The organism is Streptomyces acidiscabies, from assembly GCF_020010905.1.
In the GTDB taxonomy this organism is placed as follows: domain Bacteria; phylum Actinomycetota; class Actinomycetes; order Streptomycetales; family Streptomycetaceae; genus Streptomyces; species Streptomyces acidiscabies.
In genome coordinates this window covers 1,113,000-1,132,173 of the sequence record NZ_JAGJBY010000001.1, presented here as the reverse complement: position 1 = coordinate 1,132,173, position 19,174 = coordinate 1,113,000, and the positions used below count along the sequence as shown (strand labels likewise).

Here is a 19,174-nt window from a genome sequence, read left to right as displayed (position 1 = left end):
CTCCTCATCTTCCTCACGACGCATCTCGCCGTGAGACGGATTTGGCACCTTCCCTAGCCGGGAGCCTCGCTGCGTGATCACGCACGAGACCGGCTGGAGGGTTGCCGGGGCTTCATCGGGCCGTATCCCTCTGCCCCTCTGGATGAGCGGTATGAAGTTATGGGTGGAGCTGTCCGCCTGGCGCCCCCGACATGCGATGGTCACCAGCGTTGTTCAAGACTGTAACCGAAGGCCACGACAGTTGAGATAGTCGTCCGAGGCGCGAGATGGATCACACGTCGCAGTGTGACCGTGACAGTGAGGAGCCGCTGACTGTGCTGGAAGAAGCCGAGCGCTGGCTGGCCACCCGCTCCTGGTCGGTGACCGACCGCCCCCTCCACCGGATCATGGCGGCGAAGCGGGCCACCGGTCTGACCGTCTCCGTGGTCCTCCCCGCGCTGAACGAGGAGGCGACGGTCGGTGACATCGTCGCGGTCATCCGCCACGACCTGATGCTCCAGGTGCCGCTGATCGACGAGCTCGTCGTCGTCGACTCCGGTTCGACGGACCGTACGGCGTCGGTCGCGGCGTCCGCGGGCGCGCGCGTCGTCCATCGCGACGCGATCCTGCCCCGCATCCCCGCCGTCCCCGGCAAGGGCGAGGTGCTCTGGCGGTCCCTGCTCGCCACCACCGGCGACATCGTCTGCTTCATCGACGCGGACCTGCGCGACTTCTCCTCCGACTTCGTCTCCGGGATCGTGGGTCCACTGCTGACCGATCCGGACGTCGATCTGGTGAAGGGCATGTACGACCGTCCCCTCGCCGGCGCGGCGGGGCAGGGCGGGCGGGTGACGGAGCTGATGGCGCGCCCGCTGCTGAACATGCACTGGCCTCAACTCGCGGGGTTTGTCCAGCCGTTGGGGGGCGAGTACGCGGCCCGGCGGAGTCTGCTGGAGCAGCTTCCGTTCCCGGTGGGGTACGGGGTCGAGCTGGGCATGTTGGTCGACGCCCTGCATCTGGTGGGCCTCGACGCTCTGGCCCAGGTCGATATCGGGGTGCGCAAGCATCGCCACCAGGACGGGCAGGCGCTGGGGCGGATGTCGGCGGCGATCTACCGTACGGCTCAACTGCGGCTGGCGCGCGGGCACTTGATCCGTCCGGCGCTGACCCAGTTCGAGCGGAGCGAGGGCGGGTTCGAGGCGCGGACGTATTCGGTGGATACGGAGGAGAGGCCGCCGATGGTGGAGATCGCGGAGTACGCGAGGCGGAAGGTCGCGTGAGTGGCTCTCGGGGTGTACCCGGTTAGTACTTGAGGGCTGCATACCCCTGAGTCCCATGCCACGTATACGTTCCGAACGTTTGAGCAGCGCAGCGTCTGGCTAGGTTGGGCGTATGACGTTCGGTGCTTCGCGTGTGCTCGTCGCCTCCAACCGGGGCCCCGTCTCCTACTCCGTCGGCGACGACGGCGCGCTGCACGCCAAGCGCGGCGGCGGCGGGGTCGTCTCCGGGCTCTCCGCGATCGACTCGGACTCCGGTGCGCTGTGGGTGTGCAGCGCGCTGTCCGACGGCGACCGTGAGGCCGTACGCCGAGGGATCGGCGAGCCGGGGACGCGGATGCTCGACATCCCCGCCGACGTGCACGCCGACGCGTACAACGGCATCGCCAACTCCGTGCTGTGGTTCGTCCACCACATGCTGTACCAGACGCCGCTGGAGCCCGTGTTCGACGCGGAGTTCAGGCGGCAGTGGGTGTCTTACGAGGCGTACAACCGGGCGTTCGCGGAGGCGCTGGCGGAGGGGGCGGCCGAGGGGGCCGCCGTACTCGTACAGGACTACCACCTGTGCCTCGTGCCCGGCATGCTGCGGGAGTTGCGGCCCGATCTGCGGATCGGTCACTTCTCGCACACGCCCTGGGCTCCGCCGGACTACTTCGCGCTGCTTCCCGACGACATCCGTACGCAGCTCCTGACCAGCATGCTGTCCGCCGACCAGCTGGGGTTCCTCACGCGGCGGTGGGCCGACGCGTTCGCGTCCTGTTGTCCCGACGGGACCGGGTCGACCGGGATCGGGGTGCATCCCCTCGGCGCCGACGCCGACTTCCTTCGCGACCGCGCGCACCAGGCCGACGTGCGGGACCGGATCGCGTCCCTGCGTGCGGAGATCGGGGAGGGGCGGCTCGCTGTCGTCCGTGTCGACCGGACCGAGCTGTCCAAGAACATCGTGCGGGGGCTACTGGCCTACCGGCATCTGCTCGACACCCGCCCCGAGTGGCGGGACCGTGTGGTTCACGTAGCTTTCGCGTATCCCTCGCGGCAGGACCTCAAGGTGTACCGGGACTACATGGACGAGGTCCAGCGGGTCGCCGACGAGATCAACTCCGTCTACGGGACGGCTACTTGGACCCCCGTACTGCTCCATCTCAAGGATGACTTCGCGCGGTCCCTCGCGGCGTATCGCCTCGCGGATGTCGCCCTCGTCAATCCGATCCGGGACGGCATGAACCTTGTCGCCAAGGAGGTGCCTGTCGTCTCCGACGAGGGGTGCGCTCTGGTCCTTTCGCGGGAGGCGGGGGCGTACTGGGAGCTGGGCGACGACGCGATCACCGTCAATCCGTACGACATCCTGGAGACCTCCGACGCCCTCCACTCGGCCCTCTCCATGCCGCGTGAGGAGAGGGCGGAGCGGACGAAGCGGCTTGCTGCTGCGGCTACCGCTCTGCCGCCGACCCAGTGGTTCCTGGATCAGCTGGCGTCGTTGACCAGCTGAGTCAGGAGTTCTACGACTCCGGGGGGACCGTCCACGATCAGGTCCGCCCTGTTGCTGAGAGCGGTTACTTCGTTGCTGCCGCTGCAAATCAGGACGCCGGGGGTGTTGTTGGCGCGGAGGGCGTCCACGGCGTCGAAGGCGGGGAGGTCGCCGAGGTCGTCGCCGGCGTACAGCACCGCGGTGACGCCGGTCTCCTCGACGAGGCTCCTCAACGCGGCCCCCTTGTCCATCCCGGCGGGCCTGATCTCCAGGACCATCCGGCCCGGCTCGACGATCAGCCCATGCCGGGTGGCGAGTTGGGTGATCGGCTCCCGCAGGGTCTCCCACAGTCCCTGCGGATCTTTCGCACGCCGGGTATGCACGGCAACGGCTCGCCCCTTCTCCTCGACCCAGGCGTCGGTGGTGCCGAGGATGCCGGGGAGTTCTCGCCGTACGTCGTCCAGGGCGGGGGGAGGGGGAGGGGCGGTGATCTGCCCCGTGCGCTGCTCCCAGCGCTCGGCGCCGTAATGTCCGAGCACGGTCATCCCTGCGATGCCCTCGAACTGGCCGTAGCGGACGGCTACTTCGGCGGGGCGGCCGGTAATAACGGCGATACGCGCACCCTTCTCTGCGAGGGCGGCGAGGGCTTCGAGGGCGCCGGGGTAGGGGCGGGACTTCTCCGGGTCGTCGACGATGGGGGCGAGGGTGCCGTCGAAGTCGAAGGCTAGGAGGGAGTGGGAGGGGTGGGTGCGGATGGTGGTCAGGGCTTGGTGGGCGGGGGGTTTTAGGTGGGTACCCATGGGTCGACAGTAGAGGGTTGGGTGCGGGTTGAGTGGGGCTGGTCGCGCAGTTCCCCGCGCCCCTAGCAACGACTGGTCACCGGCGTCGACCACGAATAGGTCGGCCTGTCCCGAGGGACTTCGGCTGCGGGCTGTGTGTGGTTTCTTGCGCAGTTCCCCGCGCCCCTAACAAAAATCGGTCACCCGGCGTCGACCACAAATAGGTCGGCCCGCCCGAGGGACTTCGGGTGCGGGCCGGTGGGGGCTGATCGCGCAGTTCCCCGCGCCCCTAGCAACGACTGGTCACCCGGCGCCGACCACGAACAGGTCGGCCCGCCCTGAGGGACTTCGGGTGCGGGCCGTATGTGGTTGCTCGCGCCCGCGCGGCGGTAGCCACACATCGAGACAGCCCCGCGCCCCTAACAACGACCGGTCCCCCAGCGTCGACCACGAACGGTCGGCCCGCCCCAAGGGACTTCGGGTGCGGGGCTGTATGTGGTTGCTCGCGCCCACGCGGCGGTAGCCGCACATCGATACAGCCCCGCGCCCCTAAAGGACTACATCTGCGGGTCCGTCGGGGTCGGTAGCGCCCACGCGGCGGTAGCCGCACATCGACACAGCCCCCTAAAGGACTACGGGTGCGGGTTCGTTGGGCTCTATGTGCCGGGTGGCTGGTTGTTTTTTAGGGGCGCGGGGAACTGCGCGACCAGCCCCCCACCGGCCCGCAGCCCGAAACCTTCCGCACCACCCTCCCCCTACCGCTCCTCCCGGCGTCCCTCCCGCACTCGCCGTAGGCGGTTCACCGTTACCGGGTCCGTTGCCAGTGCCCTGGGGTCGTCCAGCAGTGCGTTGAGGAGTTGGTAGTAGTGGACGGGGGACATCCCCAGGTCCTCGCGGATCGCGCGTTCCTTTATGCCGGGGCTGGGGAACGAGCGGCGCTCCAACGCCAGGATGTCCTGCTCGCGGCGGCCCAAGTCGGGGTGTGGCATACCCCGACAGTAGTCCCCGGTTACGACACCCCGCTCTCCGCAGCCATCGCCTCCGTCTCCAGCCTGCGCAGCACGTCGTCGGGACGTACCCCCGGAGCCACAGCACTGCCGATGCCCTTCTTGATGGACGCCGCGACGGTGGCCCAGGACGTACGACCCACGGGGTACGACTCGGAGAGCGGCAGCTGCTCCAGGAAGGGTTCGAGGTCGCGGTCCTCAGGTGCCGTACTCATCACCGCGGACGCGGAGGACGTCACCGGCAGCAGGTCGTACTCCCGGGAGAACGCGAGCACGTTGTCCTCGTCGTACACGAAGTCGAGGAACTTGCCGATCTCGGACTGGTTCCCGTGCTGCTTGAACGCGGTCATCCAGTCGGCGACCCCCATGGTGAGCGGCCGAACCCCGGCCTTCCCGGGCATGGGCACCATCCCGTACTGAACTCCCTTGTCCCGGGCCATTTTCATGAGCGAGGGATGCCCGATGAGCATGCCGACATCACCGGCGGCGAAGGAGGAGAACACGGTGGCACGGTTGAGCTTCGCGGGCGCGACCGGCCCGGTCAGCCCCTTGTCGACCAGCTTCTTCTGGAGCCACTCGAAGGTCTGGACGTTCTCGACGGAGTCGAGGCTGTAGGTCCCGGCGGCGGAGGTGTACCCCCCACCCCCGCTGAGCATCCACTGCATGGCCTCGGCCTGCGCCTCCTCGGGCCCGAGGGGAAGGGCGTACGGGTACGACACCCCCGCGTCCTTCAACTTCGCTGCGTCGGCGGCGAGTTCGTCCCACGTCGTGGGCGGCTCGCTGATCCCAGCCTTGGCGAAGAGCCCCTTGTTGTAGAAGAGGAGCCGGGTGGAGGAGGCGAAGGGCATCCCGTACTGCTGCCCGCGCACCTTGCCCGCGTTGGCGAGCTGGGAGACGAAGTCGGCCTGGGTGGGGATGGAGAGCAGGTCACCGGCCTTGTAGAGGAGACCGCGGTCGGCGTAGTCGGCGTACGACCCGATCTGCGCCATGTCGGGCGCGTTCCCGTCGTCGACCATGGCCTTGACCTTGCTGTCGACGTCGTTCCAGGAGTACACGCTGACCTGGACGTCGACGTCGGGGTGCTTCTCCTCGTACGCCTTGGTCAGCTTGTCCCAGTACTTGGTGGAGCTGTTGGCCGCGCTGTCCCCGTAGTCCGCGGCGACGAGTCTGAGGCTCACCCGGTCGGAGTCACTCCCGAGTACCCCACACCCCCCGACAGCCACCGTCATACCCAACGCGGCCAAGGCCCCGACCCAACCCCTCTGCACCACTGCTGTCCACTCCACAAACACTTGTCCGATAGTCGGATCAAGGTCTACACCACCTCAGTGGACTAGACCTCTCCGGGGTCCTCGGCCACACTGTTCACCGTGAGACATGTCATCGCCCTCGACGTGGGCGGCACCGCGATGAAGGGCGCCCTGGTCGGCGCGGACGGCGCGCTGCTGCACCGCGACCGCAGGCCCACGGCCCGCGAGCGGGGCACCGAGGCGGTGATCGGGGGAATCCTCGACTTCGCGGCGGACCTCCGGTCGTACGGGGTACGCCACTTGGGTGAACCCGCCCTGGCCTCGGGTCTCGCCGTCCCCGGCATCATCGATGAGACCTCAGGGGTAGCCGTCTACGCCGCGAACCTGGGCTGGCGCGACGTCCCCCTACGCGACCTCCTGGCGACCCGTACCGGTACCCCCGCAGCACTAGGCCACGACGTACGCACGGGCGGCCTGGCAGAAGGCCGCCTGGGCGCCGCCCGCGAAACCCCCCGCTTCCTCTTCCTGGCCCTAGGCACCGGCATCGCAGGCGCGATCGGCACCCCCACGGGCATCGACCCCGGCGCCCACGGCTCCGCCGGCGAGATCGGCCACATCGTCGTACGCCCCGGAGGCGCCCCCTGCCCCTGCGGCCAACGAGGCTGCCTGGAGCGATACGCGTCGGCGGCGGCGGTGACGGAATCCTGGGCAAGAGCCTCCGGCGACCCCACAGCGGACGCGGCGGACTGCGCAAAGGCGGTGGAGGCGGGCGACCCGAGGGCGGCGAAGGTCTGGCACCAAGCGGTGACAACACTCGCGGACGGCTTGATGACGGCCCTGACACTCCTGGACCCGACAAGGATCGTGATCGGAGGGGGCTTGGCGGAATCGGGGGACACCCTGTTCACACCACTGCGGGAAGCAATCGGGGCCCGGGTGACCTTCCAACACCCCCCGGAGATCGTCCCGGCGACGTTGGGCGACACGGCGGGCTGCCTGGGAGCAGGCCTGATGGCGTGGGATCTTCTCAAGGAATCGGCCGGTATGGAGGAAACGCCGTAATGGCACCCACCTCAGAGGCGAGGGGCTGTGTCGATGTGCGGCTCCGCCGCGCGGGCGCGACCGCCCACGGCGAGCACACACGCCGATCCTCAACGAAGGCTACGGAGGAAACGCCGTGACGGCATCCAACCCAGGGGCGCGGGGAACTGCGCGACAAGCCACATCGAACCCGCACCCGACCACGATCCTCACCGGCGCAACAACAGTTCTCCCTTCCGTAACTGCCGTCCAGGACATCGCCGTTCACGGCAAGCACATCACCTCCGAGGCCCCCGAGAACGCCCACCGAATCGACCTCACCGGCCACTACGTAATTCCCGGCTTCGTAGACCTCCACAACCACGGCGGAGGCGGAGCCTCCTTCTCCGGCACAGCCGACGACGTACGCAGGGCCCTCCACACTCACCGAACCCACGGCACCACCACCCTCGTCGCCTCCACGGTGACGAACGACCTGGACGTCCTCACCCAACAGGCCGCCATGCTCAGCGAGTTCGCCGAGGACGGAGAGATCGCCGGCATCCACTTCGAGGGCCCGTTCATCTCCCCGTGCCGAAAGGGAGCCCACTCGGAGGCACTGCTACGACACCCGCACCCGGCAGACGTACGGAAGCTGATCGACGCGGCAAGGGGCCACGCCAAGATGCTGACGCTGGCCACCGAACTCCCCGGCGGAATCGACTCGGTGAGACTCCTCGCCGACCACGGAGTGATCGCGGCGATCGGCCACACGGACGCGACGTACGAGCAGACGAGGGAGGCGATCGAGGCAGGCGCGACAGTGGCGACGCACCTGTTCAACGCGATGCCCCCGCTGGGCCACAGGGCTCCGGGACCGGTGGCGGCGCTGCTCGAAGACCCGCGCGTGACGGTCGAGTTGATCAACGACGGCACCCATCTCCACCCGGCGGCACTGGAGTTGGCATTCCGGCTGGCCGGCGCGGAGCGCGTCGCGTTCATCACGGACGCGATGGACGCGGCCGGCACCGGCGACGGCAGGTACCTGCTGGGCCCGCTGGAGGTCGAAGTCACCGACGGCGTCGCGAGGTTGGTGGAGGGCGGCTCGATCGCGGGCTCGACGCTGACGCTGGACCGCGCGTTCAAGCGGGCGGTGACGATCGACGGCATCCGGATCGAGGACGCCGTACAGGCACTGTGCGTCAACCCGGCCCGCCTGCTGGGCCGTTGGGACGAGATCGGCTCACTGGAACCGGGCAAGCTCGCCGACCTCCTAGTCCTGGACGAGAACTTCGACCTCAAGGGCGTGATGAGGCACGGCAGTTGGGTAACAACACCTGAACTGGCGTGAAATCGGCGACCTCAGGGCGCTGCCCCTTTGGCATGATCTGACCTTCGGGAGCACGCCCTGAGCGCCGACGAAGGGGAGGTCGAGGCCGGTGATCCTCACGGTCACGCTCAACACCGCGCTCGACATCACCTATCGCGTGAGGGGACTGCGCCCTCATACGACCCACCGCGTCACGGACGTCACCGAACGGCCGGGCGGCAAGGGCCTGAACGTGGCCCGCGTCCTCGCCGCCCTCGGCCACGAGGTGACGGCGACGGGCTTCGTGGGCGGCACGACGGGGAAGGTCGTACAGGATCAACTCACCTTGATCCCCAGGGTGATCGACGCGCTCGTGCCGATCTCCGGGCACACCCGCAGGACCGTCGCGGTCGTGGACACGCACACCGGTGACACGACTCAGCTGAACGAACCGGGCCCTGCCGTCACACCCGCCGAGTGGGGCGCGTTCCTGGAGGTGTACGACCAACTCCTGGGCTCCGCCTCGGCAGTTGCCCTGTGCGGGAGTCTGCCGCAGGGCGTACCGGTGGGCGCGTACGCGGGGTTGGTGCGGGCGGCGCGGACGGCGGGCATACCGGTGCTGCTGGACACGAGCGGCGAGCCGCTGCGGCGCGGGGTCGCGGCCCGCCCCGACATCATCACCCCGAACGCCGACGAACTGGCCGAACTCACCGGCTCCCACGACCCGTTGCGCGCGGCGCAGGACGCGCGCCGCAGGGGCGCCCGCTCGATCATCGCGTCCCTGGGCCCCGAGGGCCTCCTCGCGATGACCCCGGAGGGCCGCTGGCGCGCCACTCCCCCAACTCGCCTGCGCGGCAACCCCACAGGCGCCGGCGACTCGGCCGCAGCCGGCCTCCTCTCCGGCCTCCTCGACCAACTCCCTTGGCCGGAACGGCTTTCCCGGGCCCTGGCCCTGTCCATGGCGACCGTACTGGCGCCGGGGGCAGGGGAGTTCGACCGGGGGGCGTACGAGGAGTGGGTGGGGCGGGTGGCGGTGCGGGGTGAGGTCAGCGCGGCCTAGTCGAGGGTCTTGACCTGGCCCTTGCGCAGCGCCATCTGGTCCAGCAGGACGTTGCACTTGTCGCCGGACTGGCAGGAGATGGAGATGGTGTTGGTGCCCTTGGTCAGGGTCGGCCAGGCGTAGGTGTTGGTCCAGGCCCGGGTGGGGTCCGTGGAGTGGGTGAAGTTGCCGAAGTTGACCTTGCTGCCGAAGGGCTTGCCGTTGACGGAGAGGGTCATCTCCTGGTCCTCGCCCGTCACGTTGAAGAGGGCGAAGACGGTGTAAGTCCCGGTCTTCGGGATGCCGTTGACGGTCCAGGTGACCGAGGCGCCCTCGGTGTTGAGGCCGGTGACGTAGGTCCCGGACTTCGAACCCTCTATGTCCGAGGCGGTAGTTGCTCCGCCGTCCAGCTTCATCGCCTTCGCGTCGGTCGTCTCGGGCAGATCGTCCTCGGCCTTCGGGCTGCTGCCCGAGTCGCTCGCCGAAGCACTCGCCGACGACGACGCCTCGGGCGCCGGGGTCGTGCCGTCGCCGCCTTCGTTGTCCTTCTTGTCGCCGAGCGACACCGCGATGACGATGCCGACGACGACGGCCATGACCACGGCGACCGCGCCGATCAGGAGGCCCTTGGTGTTGGGGCCCCGGCCGCCGCCGCCCCGGTTGCCGCTGCGCGGCGGCTGCTGCTGGGGCGGGCCCTGGTGGAGACCCTGGCCCTGCTGCGGAGCGCCGTACGCCCCCTGCTGCTGGGGGGCGCCGTACTGCTGAGGTTGGGGGGGTTGCCCGTACTGCTGGGGTACCTGGCCGTACGGGGCCGTCTGCTGCTGCGGGCCCGCGGCGGGGCGGCGGTCGCCGACCGCTCGTACCCGGTTGACCGAGTTCGGGTAGCCGTACCCGCCACCGGACGGCGGCTGGGCTCCCCGGGCCTGTCCGTCCTCGTAGAGGTAGCCGAACGGGTCGTCGTCCTCCGGCGTGCTCGCGCCGTTGTTGCCGGGCGTCATCCCTCGAACTCCTCAACAGGTGCGGGGCCGTCTACATAAGGTGGTGAGGAGAGCGAGCCTACCCGCTCCGATTGGCCCGAACGGGTGAGTACGCCTTCTTAAACCCTCTGACCTGCGGTTTATCCGGCCCGTCGATGCTGTTTGGGACGAGATCGTTTCTCGACGTACATCCGCTCGTCAGCGGACTTCAGCACCTCGTCCGCCGTCATGCCGCACTGTGCCCAGCCGATCCCGAAGCTGGCCCCCACCCGCACGGCCCGCCCCTCGGCGCGGATCGGCTGGATGATCTCGTTCCTGAGACGTACGGCCAGGTCGGTGGCGTCGGCGCGGCCGAGGCCGTCGGCGAGGATCACGAACTCGTCGCCGCCGAGCCGCGCGACCGTGTCGCCGTCGCGGACCGCGCGGCCGAGGCGCCGGGCGACCTCGATGAGGACCGCGTCGCCCGCGTTGTGCCCGAAGCGGTCGTTGATCGACTTGAAGCCGTCGAGGTCGCAGAAGAGGACGGCGAGCCCCTTCGTCCCGTCGTCGCGGGCGCTCTCGTCCGGGGCGATGACGTGGACGTGGTCATACCCGTCATACGTGGGGGTGGGGGCGGGGTGGTAGTCGAAGCCGTGGCCGTTCGCGTCGTGCGCGCCAGGGCCGTACGTGCGGTCCATCGCGTCGAGCTCGGCCGGGTGGGTGGACTGCGGGCGCTGGCAGATCCGGGCGGAGAGGCGGGCGCGCAGCTCGGCGGAGTTCGGGAGGCCGGTCAGGGAGTCGTGGGAGGCGCGGTGGGCGAGCTGGAGCTCGCGGCGCTTGCGGTCCTCTATGTCCTCGATGTGGGTGAGGAGGAAGCGGGGCCCGTCGGCGGCGTCTGCTACCACGGAGTTACGGAGTGACACCCATACGTACGTATCGTCCCGGCGGCGCAGTCTCAGTTCCACGCGGCCTCCCTCTGCGGAGGTACGCAGGAGGGTGCCTATGTCCTCCGGGTGGGCGAGGTCGGAGAAGGCGTAGCGGCGCATCGCGGTGGCGGGGCGGCCCAGCAGGCGGCACAGGGCGTCGTTCGTCCGGAGTATTCGGCCGTGCTGTTCGCCGCCCAGTTCGGCGATGGCCATGCCCGAGGGTGCGTTCTCGAACGCCGCGCGGAACGATTCCTCGCTCGCCCGCAGGGCCTGCTGCTCGCGCTCCAGGCGGACCAGGGCGCGCTGGATGTTGGAGCGGAGGCGGGCGTTGCTGACCGCTATGGCCGCCTGGAAGGCGTACATCTGAAGTGCCTCGCGGCCCCACGCGCCCGGCAGCCGGCCGTTGCGCGGGCGGTCCACCGAAAGGACTCCGATCAGCTCGCCGCAGGTACCCCCCTGGGAGGGTGGGGTGTACATGGGGGCGAACAGGCGGTCCGAGGGGTGCCACTCGTCCTCGAAGCGGGGCGGGGGGCCGTCGGTGTACCACTGGGGTACGTCATCGTCATCTAGTACCCATCCCTCCGTGTGCGGGATGAAGACCAGGTCCCCCCACCTCTCGCCCATCGCGAGGCGGCGCTCCCAGGAGTCGCGCGAGCCCACGCGGCCGGTGATGAGCGCCTCGGCGGCCGGGTTCCCGGCGAAGGCGGCGACGACGAGATGACCGTCGTTCCGTACGAGGTTGACGCACGCCAGCTCGTAGCCGAGGGCGTTCACGACTCCGTCCGCGACGGTCTGCAAGGTGTCCGCCAGGCTGCGGGCCGTGTTCATGTCGGCCATCGCCTGGTGCAGTTGCCGCAGGGACGCGAGGCGGACATAAGGCTCCGACTCGGTCTCCATGTTCGCCCTCCCCCCGAGACTTCGCAGCGAATCAAGGGTTGTTCATCGGCGTACCTTTTCACCGCCACTGAATCACAGCGCGCCGCCAACTCGGTACACAGGGTCAACAATTCCTGCCCCTTGTGACTCAAGTCACAGCAAAACGTGAGCAATTGGTCGGCGTTTCTGCAATTTTCAGAGTGGTACGAGACGTGTTACCGACTGTACAGAGAACGCTTACTGTACGTCGATGGTTCCGGTGGGGAGGTCGGGTTTCGGTCGGTCGTAGGACCTGGACGTACGACCGTTCTCGGGCCGCAGGCCGATGTGTCCGGGGGGCGGCGGACACTAGCGTCCTTGACCGTGCCGAACACTTCCCCGCCCCCCGTCCCCACCCTCACCAGGCATGCTGAGGGGGTGAGCAACGACGAGTTCCGGGCCGCCCTGACCCGGCTGGCCGGTGGTGTGGTGCTGGTCACCGCGCAGGAGCCCTCCCTGGACGCCGACGATCCGGCCGCGCCGCCCGCCGAGGACGTCGGCATGACCGCGACCGCGTTCATGTCCGTGTCCCTCGATCCGCCGCTGGTCATGATCAGCCTCCGTAACGGGTCCCGCATGGACGACCTCCTCGACGAGCAGCCCCTGTGGGCCGTCTCCGTCCTGTCCGAGAGCCAGCGGCACATCGCCGGGCGCTTCGCGATGAAGGGGCGGCTCAGTGACCGGCTCCTCTTCGAGGACATCCCATACCTGCGGGGTACGCTCACCGGCGCGCCGATGGTGGGGGGTGCGCTCGCGAATCTGGAGTGCCGGACCGAGGAGCGGGTGGTCGCCGGGGACCATACGTTGGTGATCGGACGAGTCCTTTCGGCTTCCGTGCCGAGTGCGGAGGGCGGGCCGTTGTTGTACTTCCGGGGTAGGTACCGACAACTGGGGTAGGGGGTCGGGGGCCGGCGGGGCCGGAGCTTGAGCGGCGTACGGAAAACTCGTCGCGGGCGCCTGCGGGGTCTGCCTAGGGTGCCGCCATGCCCGTACCCCGACTTGAAGAGATCACGCCGGCCAATTTCGCGAAAGCAATCGGTGTCACCGTCCGGCCGGAGCAGGAGTTCGCCGTCGCGCCGGTCGTGAAGTCACTGGCGGAGGCGTACGTGCATCCCGGGGTGGCCTGGCCCCGGCTGATCCTCGACGGGGAGCGGGTCGTCGGGTTCCTGATGGCGTTCCTCGACGTCGACTGGCGCGAGGACGGGGGGTCTCTGCGGCGGTCCGGCCTGTGGCGGCTCAACATCGACGCCGGGGAGCAGGGCAAGGGGTACGGGAGGTACGCCGTACAGGCCGTCGCGGAGGAGCTGCGGGGGCGGGGAGTACGGGAGATGTACGTCACCTGGCATGCCGGGGAGCACGGTCCCGAGGAGTTCTATCTGGGGCTGGGGTTCCGGAAGAACGGGGAGACGGTGGGGGATGCCGGGGAGGAAGAGGTGGTGGGGGTGCTGGAGCTGGGGTGAGGGGGTACCTCCGGGGGACTACTGGGGTAGGGGGGAGCGGCGTAACTCTGCGGTACCCCGTACCCGTACGGCGCCGGTACCGGCGTACCCGTACCCCTCTGGTACCCCGTACCCGTCCCTCACCAGTCCCGGCCCGAGCGGCCCTTCTTCGTTTCCGCGCGTGCCTTCTTCTCGCGCAGGCGGCGTTCGTTGATGCCCCGGGGGATGCGGGTGGCGCGGCGGGGCTTCGGGGGCGGGGCGGTGGCCTCCGCGAGGAGGGACGCGAGGCGGACGGCCGCCGCTTCGCGATTGCGCCACTGCGAACGGTGCTCGGAGGCGCGTACGACGATGACGCCGTCGACCAGGCGCGCGGCGAGGCGCTCCAGTGCGCGTTCTTTCCAGACGGGCGGGAGGGATTCCGTACGGGCCAGGTCGAAACGGAGTTCCACTTGCGTGTCGCTCGTGTTGACGTGCTGGCCGCCCGGCCCCGACGAGCGCGAGAAACGCCAGATCAGCTCGGCCTCCGGGAGGGAGACGGAGCCTCGGACGATGTGAGGACCGGACATGCGTTCCATGGTGAGGGCGGCGGGGGCGGGAGTCACGTGAATTACGGATGTCGATGTCCGGGAGATGGCCGGAAGGAAGAGAGTAAAGAAAGTAAAGGGGCCGGGAACCTTTGCGGCACCCTGGGGCGTTCTTCGTGGTAGCTGTAGGTTCACGCCGTACAGCAAGCCGTATACGGCACCGACGTACGACAACAAGGGAAGGACTCCCAACCATGGCTGTAAGCCTGTCCAAGGGTGGCAACGTCTCGCTCACCAAGGAGGCTCCGGGCCTGACCGCCGTCACCGTGGGCCTGGGCTGGGACGTCCGTACGACCACCGGCACGGACTTCGACCTCGACGCCTCCGCGATCGCGGTCAACCCGGCGGGCAAGGTCTACTCCGACGCCCACTTCGTCTTCTTCAACAACAAGCAGACGCCGGACAGCACGATCGTCCACACCGGCGACAACCGCACGGGCGAGGGCGACGGCGACGACGAGCAGATCAACGTCAACCTGGCAGCCCTCCCGGCCGACCTCGACAAGATCGTCTTCCCGGTCTCGATCTACGACGCCGAGAACCGCTCGCAGAACTTCGGCCAGGTCCGCAACGCGTACATCCGCATCCTCAACCAGGCCGGCGGCGCGGAGATCGCCCGCTACGACCTCTCCGAGGACGCGGCGACCGAGACCGCGATGGTCTTCGGCGAGCTGTACCGCAACGGCGCGGAGTGGAAGTTCCGCGCGGTCGGCCAGGGCTACGCGTCGGGCCTCGCGGGCATCGCGCAGGACTTCGGGGTGAACGTCTGAGGTTCGACCGGCCGTAGGTAGGCAGGTAGGTGATCGAACGGGCCCTGACCGCTGCGCGCGGTCGGGGCCCGTTCGTGTGGTCTGGGCCTGGTCGCGTGGTCGGGGCACGGTCGCCGGTTGGTGCCTGGTGCTCGGCCCCGTTCCGGGACGCTGTGGTCGCGTGGCACCTAGACCGGTTCGGCTTCCTCCGTGAACAGTTCGCGTAGCCAGGCGGCCGATGCCTCCACGTTTTCCTGTGGCCCGCCGTTCTCTGTGGCGAACACGCGCACCCAGGAGGCGGCGCGGCCGACCGCGCCCACCCTGCACGCGAGGGCAACGGCCCGGTGGAGTTCGGGAGTTGTGAGGTTCGTGTCTGTCCAGGAGGCGAGGTAGGCGGCGCGGAGGCGGGGGGCCGCCGTGGGGCCGTAGTGGCGGGTCGCGACGCGGGTGGGGACCAGGAGGCTGGTGAAGGGGTGGGCGAGGGTGGCGTCGCCCCAGTCGAAGAAGGTGAAGCGGTGGTACGGGGGGTGGGTGAGGACCTGGGAGTCCTGGAGGTCGGAGTGGTCGAGGGAGGTGGGGATGCCGGTGGCCGAGAGTTCCTCGCACCAATCCTTCAACTTGGGGCGTTGGGAGAGGAGTTCACGGCGTCCGGCGTGGTCGAGGGCGGTGTTCTCGTCGACCAGCCTCTCGAAGAGCGCCGGGATGTCCTCGGGGCGGGCCGAAGGTACGCCCAGCTGCTCGATCTCCGGGACATATACGGTCAACTCCCGTTGCAGTATGGCGTACTGGCGCACCATCTCCTCCCACGCGGCCAGCCCCACGTCCGCCCCCTCCCGCATCACCACTCCCCCGTCGGGCCACAGCGCCCACCCCCGCTCACCCCGCACCGCGACCGGCTCCAGCACCCTCCCCGGCACCCACCGCGCGAGCCCTTCCCCCAACCCCGCCTCGAAACGGCTCCCTTCGGGGTTCGCCTTGAACCACAGATCCCCGAACCGCACGAGCACGGACCAGGGGCGCAGCCGTATGTCACCCACGGCGACGTCGTACCCCAGCACCCCCCGTACCCACTCCACGACCTCGGCCCGCCACACCTCGTCGTCCCAGGGGGTTACGCCGATGCCGTAGTCCCCGCGGTCTACCTTTCCAGCCATGTCCATGCGGATATGAGAACACTCCCGGCGTTCGACCGGCTGAACACCTTCACAGAATCCGCGCACCACGGATTCGATCACGGTGCTACGGTGCCGATCACGACAACAAAAAGTGGCCCCGTCAGGACTCAGAGTGTTAGAGCACCCTGCTGACGAGGCCATGACGACAAAGGTTTAGGAGCCTGTCGCCATGCGCCACTCTATCGCGCATGCCATTTCGGCATACCTGCGCACCCTGCTCGCCCTCACACTCCCCGGCCGGGGCAAGCGCCGCAAGCCGTATACGACCCCCGTACCGGCGCCCCAGCCCGTAGTACCCGTAAGCCCCTGGTCCCGTCCCTGGACCTCCCTCTCCAAAGAAGACGCCGCGGAGATCTTCCGCCTCCAGGCGGAACACCACGCCCAGGCACAGGCCGCGTGGGAACTCCGCGTCCAGTGGGAACGCCGCCGGAACGCCGCGTGAACCGGGAGGCACTGCTCGCGGAGGAGCCGCCCGCTCCGCTGGAGGCCGCGTGCTGTCGGTGCGGGCGCTGGACCCTCGTACCGATCCCCTGCGCTGAGCGCGGTGAGGTCATCCTCTATTCGTGTCCGGATTGCGTGCTGCTGATCTGAGCGAGCCGGACGCCGGGCGGGGTGGCACGCCAACTCCAGCCCGGCGTCCTGCCGTTGAGCGATACGAGGAGTAACTCGTGGGAGGAGAACGGCTCGTGGAGTGGGCCATGCGAGTAGCGGAAGCCGAACTGCGTACGGCGCTTCCCCGGCGTTGGGCGCACACGCGGGGAGTGGCTGAACGTGCGGTTGAACTGGGCCGGGTCGTCGGCAAGGACGCCGCTCTGCTCGTTGCCGCCGCCACTCTGCACGATGTGGGTTACGCGCCTCGGCTGGCCGTCACGGGGTTCCATCCGCTGGACGGTGCGAGGTTTCTTCGCGACGAGCACGGCGCCGACGACCGTCTGGTGCAGCTGGTCGCGAACCACTCGTTCGCGTTTCTGGAGGCTGAGGAGCGCGGGCTCGGAGCTGAACTCGCCAAGGAGTTCCCTTTGTTGGAGGAACCCCTGTTGGTGGACGCGCTCGTCTACTGCGACATGACGACCACCCCTGACGGTGAACGGACCACTGCCACCGAGCGCATTGCCGAGATCCGGAGCCGCTACGGGAACGACAGCGTGGTCGGGCGGTTCATCCGCCGGGCGGCGCCGGAGATCCTTGCGGCTGTGGGACGTATCGAGGCAGCGTTGGCTGCTCAGCCGAGGTAGGGGTACGTGCCCGCGAGATAGTCGCCGATCTGCTGGCGCATGCTGGGGTGGATGTCGTACTCGTCGAGGTCGGCGGGCAGCACGAAACGTACGCCGTCGGCCTCGTCGTTGATCGTGGGTTCACCCCCGACAGGGCGACCGATGTACGTGTTCTCGTACTGCTGGCGGATCTCCCCGTCGGTGTACGCGACGATGTGGCGGGGGTTGGTGTACACGCCGAGGAAACCGGTGATCTCGGCGACGATCCCCGTCTCCTCCATGCATTCGCGCACCGCGCACTCCGCCGCCGTCTCGCCGATGTCCTGAGCACCGCCGGGAAGCGCCCACTGGCCGGTGTCCCGGCGGCGTTGAAGGAGGATCGCACCGGTGTCGTCGGTGACGAGGAGGTTGCTGGCGGGGATCAGGGTGTTGGCCTTGGGCGCCTTGGGGTCGTTGTAGTACTCGGTCCTACCCATGTGCGGCGGTCCCCTCCCGATCTGGAGTCCAGGACCGTGCACCGGCCCAGACGGCGTCGAAACTCTGAGCGTAGTTGTCGAACCAGCCGGTGGCATCGGCTCGCCGCAGGTGGAACAGCGGGTTGGCGCTCGCGGGTTGGCCCCAGACATGCGGGTTGACCAGCAGGTCGTCGTCGTACCGGAACAGAGAGTTGTACAACGTGGTGTCGTGGAGCCGTACTTCACAACCGGTCTCGGACAGAAGCGGACGGTAGTAGGTGAGGGAGGCGCGGATCTTGGCGGCGAGGGTGTCTCCCAAGCCCTCCTCGCGGTCTCGGACAGCGACAGCTTGACCACCTGGGTCACCGAAGCAGAGACGTACACGCACCCCGGCGGCGGCGCGCTCGGTGAGCATCCGGGCGACGTACGGGTTGGTCTGGGCGAAAAAGGTCCCGGAGAAGACCAGTACGTCGATCTGTCGCTGAGAGCCTTGGAGCAGCGCAAGCCAGGTTTCCCGGGGAACGCTCGCACGATTCTGATACGTGCCGATCATCTCGCTGCCGGGTCGGCCGCCACGCGGCACCAGGGCGGGCCAGAGGAAAGTCTCCTCGACCCTCAGATGCTTCGCCACACTGAACCGGTGCCGAGGATGGGGCACCCGTCCCCCCAGCCACCGGCCGACGGTCTTGGGGTCCACCTCGCAGGCTTCGGCGAGCGAATCCGGGGACATGCCCCGCTGGGCGAGCACGGAGTGAAGTCGCTCGTTCACAGAGGTCATACAAGCCGAGGTCCGACGAGGAGCGCAAGCGCGTCACGAGCCACCGGACGACCGCCGGACCGGTGCCTACGCTGGCGGTATGCGCCTCACCGTCCTCTGGGACATCGACCACACGCTCATCGACAACGCAGGGGTGAGCAAGGAGATCTACGCCGCCACGTTCACCGCGCTCGCGGGCTTTCCCCCGGCCGGCCCCGCCCGTACGGAGGGACGTACGGACCGCCTGATCATGCGGGAACTGCTCCTGCGGCACGGCGTTCCCGAGCCGGAGTGGGAACTGGTCCAAGCCGCGCTGACGCAAGCCGGGCGAGAGCGGTTCGAGGAACTCCGGGCGCGTGGCACAGCGCTGCCCGGCGTGCACGACGCGCTCAAAGCGGTTGCGGCACAAGGCGATTGGGTCTCCTCGGTGCTCACGGGCAACATCGCGGCGAACGCCCGGGTCAAGCTCGCCGCCTTCGGCCTGGATTCGCTGGTGGACCTCTCCGCCGGGGCGTTCGGGGCCGACGGTGTCCAGCGCTCCGAACTGGTGGCGGTGGCACGGGAACGCGTGCGGCTCGCCTACGGGACGGACCGGGACGGACCTGTCGTACTGATCGGAGACACCCCGCAGGACGTCGAGGCCGCTCTCGCCACGGGTTCCCACGTCGTCGCGGTCGCCACCGGGATCCACGACCAGGGTGAACTGGCCGATGTCGGCGCCGAGTTCGTGCTGCCGGACCTCACCGACACCGTCGGTCTTGTGCGTCTTCTGGAGCGCCTCGCGGCGCGCTGAAACGTCCCAGGACGTCCTCGGACCGTCCGTCCGCGCGGTGCCGCCGTCCGCCCCTTCGCAGCCACGATCGGACCCTCCTCGAC

At 68.9% G+C, this 19,174-nt stretch carries 20 protein-coding genes and 1 riboswitch; of the genes, 11 read left to right on the top strand and 9 right to left on the bottom strand.

Translation table 11 applies throughout. The features are described from left to right. Nucleotide 1: 1 nt before the first annotated feature. Nucleotides 2-149, bottom strand: a riboswitch (SAM riboswitch). 165 nt (nt 150-314) lie between these two features. Both J8M50_RS05530 and J8M50_RS05525 read left to right on the top strand, forming a co-directional pair. Beyond that, on the top strand, nt 315-1,259 hold the full coding sequence (locus J8M50_RS05530) for a glucosyl-3-phosphoglycerate synthase (RefSeq protein ID WP_010351194.1): 945 nt from the start codon (nt 315-317) through the stop codon (nt 1,257-1,259). A 112-nt stretch (nt 1,260-1,371) separates the two neighbouring features. After that, entirely contained in the window at nt 1,372-2,745 is a 1,374-nt protein-coding gene (locus J8M50_RS05525; protein WP_010351193.1) for an alpha,alpha-trehalose-phosphate synthase (UDP-forming), read from the top strand. Here J8M50_RS05525 and otsB read toward each other — a convergent pair. From otsB to J8M50_RS05510, 3 genes are all read right to left on the bottom strand, one after another. After that, a complete protein-coding gene (otsB, locus tag J8M50_RS05520) occupies nt 2,721-3,524 on the bottom strand; it encodes a trehalose-phosphatase (protein WP_010351192.1) in 804 nt (267 codons plus the stop codon). The two genes, J8M50_RS05525 and otsB, sit on opposite strands and share 25 nt — an antisense overlap. Nucleotides 3,525-4,258: 734 nt before the next feature. Next, nucleotides 4,259-4,492, bottom strand: coding sequence for a DUF3263 domain-containing protein (locus J8M50_RS05515; RefSeq protein WP_010351191.1), 234 nt, complete (start codon nt 4,490-4,492; stop codon nt 4,259-4,261). A 20-nt stretch (nt 4,493-4,512) separates the two neighbouring features. Then, entirely contained in the window at nt 4,513-5,739 is a 1,227-nt protein-coding gene (locus J8M50_RS05510) for an extracellular solute-binding protein (RefSeq protein ID WP_050987137.1), read from the bottom strand. A 141-nt stretch (nt 5,740-5,880) separates the two neighbouring features. On the opposite strand from J8M50_RS05510, the gene J8M50_RS05505 reads away from it, so the two are divergent. The 3 genes from J8M50_RS05505 (at nt 5,881) to J8M50_RS05495 (ending at nt 9,149) form a co-directional block, all read left to right on the top strand. Next, the gene (locus J8M50_RS05505; RefSeq protein WP_029183492.1) at nt 5,881-6,822 is read left to right on the top strand and encodes an ROK family protein; all 942 of its coding nucleotides are present in this window, start codon (nt 5,881-5,883) and stop codon (nt 6,820-6,822) included. Nucleotides 6,823-7,006: 184 nt separating this feature from the next. Then, the gene (gene nagA / locus J8M50_RS05500) at nt 7,007-8,131 is read left to right on the top strand and encodes an N-acetylglucosamine-6-phosphate deacetylase (RefSeq protein WP_029183491.1); all 1,125 of its coding nucleotides are present in this window, start codon (nt 7,007-7,009) and stop codon (nt 8,129-8,131) included. 88 nt (nt 8,132-8,219) lie between these two features. Next, a complete protein-coding gene (locus J8M50_RS05495; RefSeq protein WP_010351185.1) occupies nt 8,220-9,149 on the top strand; it encodes a 1-phosphofructokinase family hexose kinase in 930 nt (309 codons plus the stop codon). On the opposite strand, the gene J8M50_RS05490 is transcribed toward J8M50_RS05495, so the two are convergent. Next, nucleotides 9,146-10,126, bottom strand: coding sequence for a carbohydrate-binding protein (locus J8M50_RS05490; protein WP_010351183.1), 981 nt, complete (start codon nt 10,124-10,126; stop codon nt 9,146-9,148). The genes J8M50_RS05495 and J8M50_RS05490 overlap by 4 nt on opposite strands. 119 nt (nt 10,127-10,245) lie before the next feature. Continuing rightward, nucleotides 10,246-11,907, bottom strand: coding sequence for a diguanylate cyclase CdgB (gene cdgB, locus J8M50_RS05485; RefSeq protein ID WP_010351182.1), 1,662 nt, complete (start codon nt 11,905-11,907; stop codon nt 10,246-10,248). Nucleotides 11,908-12,303: 396 nt separating this feature from the next. Here cdgB and J8M50_RS05480 point away from each other — a divergent pair, with 396 nt between their 5' ends. Continuing rightward, the gene (locus J8M50_RS05480; RefSeq protein WP_010351181.1) at nt 12,304-12,822 is read left to right on the top strand and encodes a flavin reductase family protein; all 519 of its coding nucleotides are present in this window, start codon (nt 12,304-12,306) and stop codon (nt 12,820-12,822) included. 86 nt (nt 12,823-12,908) lie between these two features. Then, the gene (locus tag J8M50_RS05475) at nt 12,909-13,385 is read left to right on the top strand and encodes a GNAT family N-acetyltransferase (RefSeq protein ID WP_010351180.1); all 477 of its coding nucleotides are present in this window, start codon (nt 12,909-12,911) and stop codon (nt 13,383-13,385) included. Nucleotides 13,386-13,504: 119 nt separating this feature from the next. Here the strand turns inward: J8M50_RS05475 and arfB are convergent, their stop codons facing one another. Then, nucleotides 13,505-13,930, bottom strand: a complete 426-nt coding sequence (arfB, locus tag J8M50_RS05470) for an alternative ribosome rescue aminoacyl-tRNA hydrolase ArfB (protein WP_010351178.1) — start codon at nt 13,928-13,930, stop codon at nt 13,505-13,507. 212 nt (nt 13,931-14,142) lie between these two features. Here arfB and J8M50_RS05465 point away from each other — a divergent pair, with 212 nt between their 5' ends. Then, nucleotides 14,143-14,718: a TerD family protein gene (locus J8M50_RS05465; protein WP_010351177.1), complete on the top strand. Its 576-nt coding sequence runs from the start codon at nt 14,143-14,145 to the stop codon at nt 14,716-14,718. Between the two features lie 167 nt (nt 14,719-14,885). On the opposite strand, the gene J8M50_RS05460 is transcribed toward J8M50_RS05465, so the two are convergent. After that, on the bottom strand, nt 14,886-15,851 hold the full coding sequence (locus J8M50_RS05460) for a phosphotransferase (protein WP_040835513.1): 966 nt from the start codon (nt 15,849-15,851) through the stop codon (nt 14,886-14,888). Between the two features lie 190 nt (nt 15,852-16,041). Here J8M50_RS05460 and J8M50_RS05455 point away from each other — a divergent pair, with 190 nt between their 5' ends. Together J8M50_RS05455 and J8M50_RS05450 are read left to right on the top strand one after the other, a co-directional pair. Then, the gene (locus J8M50_RS05455) at nt 16,042-16,314 is read left to right on the top strand and encodes a hypothetical protein (protein WP_010351175.1); all 273 of its coding nucleotides are present in this window, start codon (nt 16,042-16,044) and stop codon (nt 16,312-16,314) included. Between the two features lie 256 nt (nt 16,315-16,570). Next, nucleotides 16,571-17,107: an HD domain-containing protein gene (locus J8M50_RS05450; RefSeq protein ID WP_040835511.1), complete on the top strand. Its 537-nt coding sequence runs from the start codon at nt 16,571-16,573 to the stop codon at nt 17,105-17,107. Here J8M50_RS05450 and J8M50_RS05445 read toward each other — a convergent pair. After that, on the bottom strand, nt 17,095-17,562 hold the full coding sequence (locus tag J8M50_RS05445; RefSeq protein ID WP_010351173.1) for an NUDIX hydrolase: 468 nt from the start codon (nt 17,560-17,562) through the stop codon (nt 17,095-17,097). The genes J8M50_RS05450 and J8M50_RS05445 overlap by 13 nt on opposite strands. After that, entirely contained in the window at nt 17,555-18,310 is a 756-nt protein-coding gene (locus J8M50_RS05440; RefSeq protein WP_010351172.1) for a DUF5919 domain-containing protein, read from the bottom strand. Before J8M50_RS05440 ends, J8M50_RS05445 begins: the two co-directional genes overlap by 8 nt. Before the next feature lie 88 nt (nt 18,311-18,398). Between J8M50_RS05440 and J8M50_RS05435 the strand changes: the two genes are divergently transcribed. Further along, on the top strand, nt 18,399-19,091 hold the full coding sequence (locus J8M50_RS05435) for an HAD family hydrolase (RefSeq protein WP_075661490.1): 693 nt from the start codon (nt 18,399-18,401) through the stop codon (nt 19,089-19,091). Nucleotides 19,092-19,174: the final 83 nt, after the last annotated feature.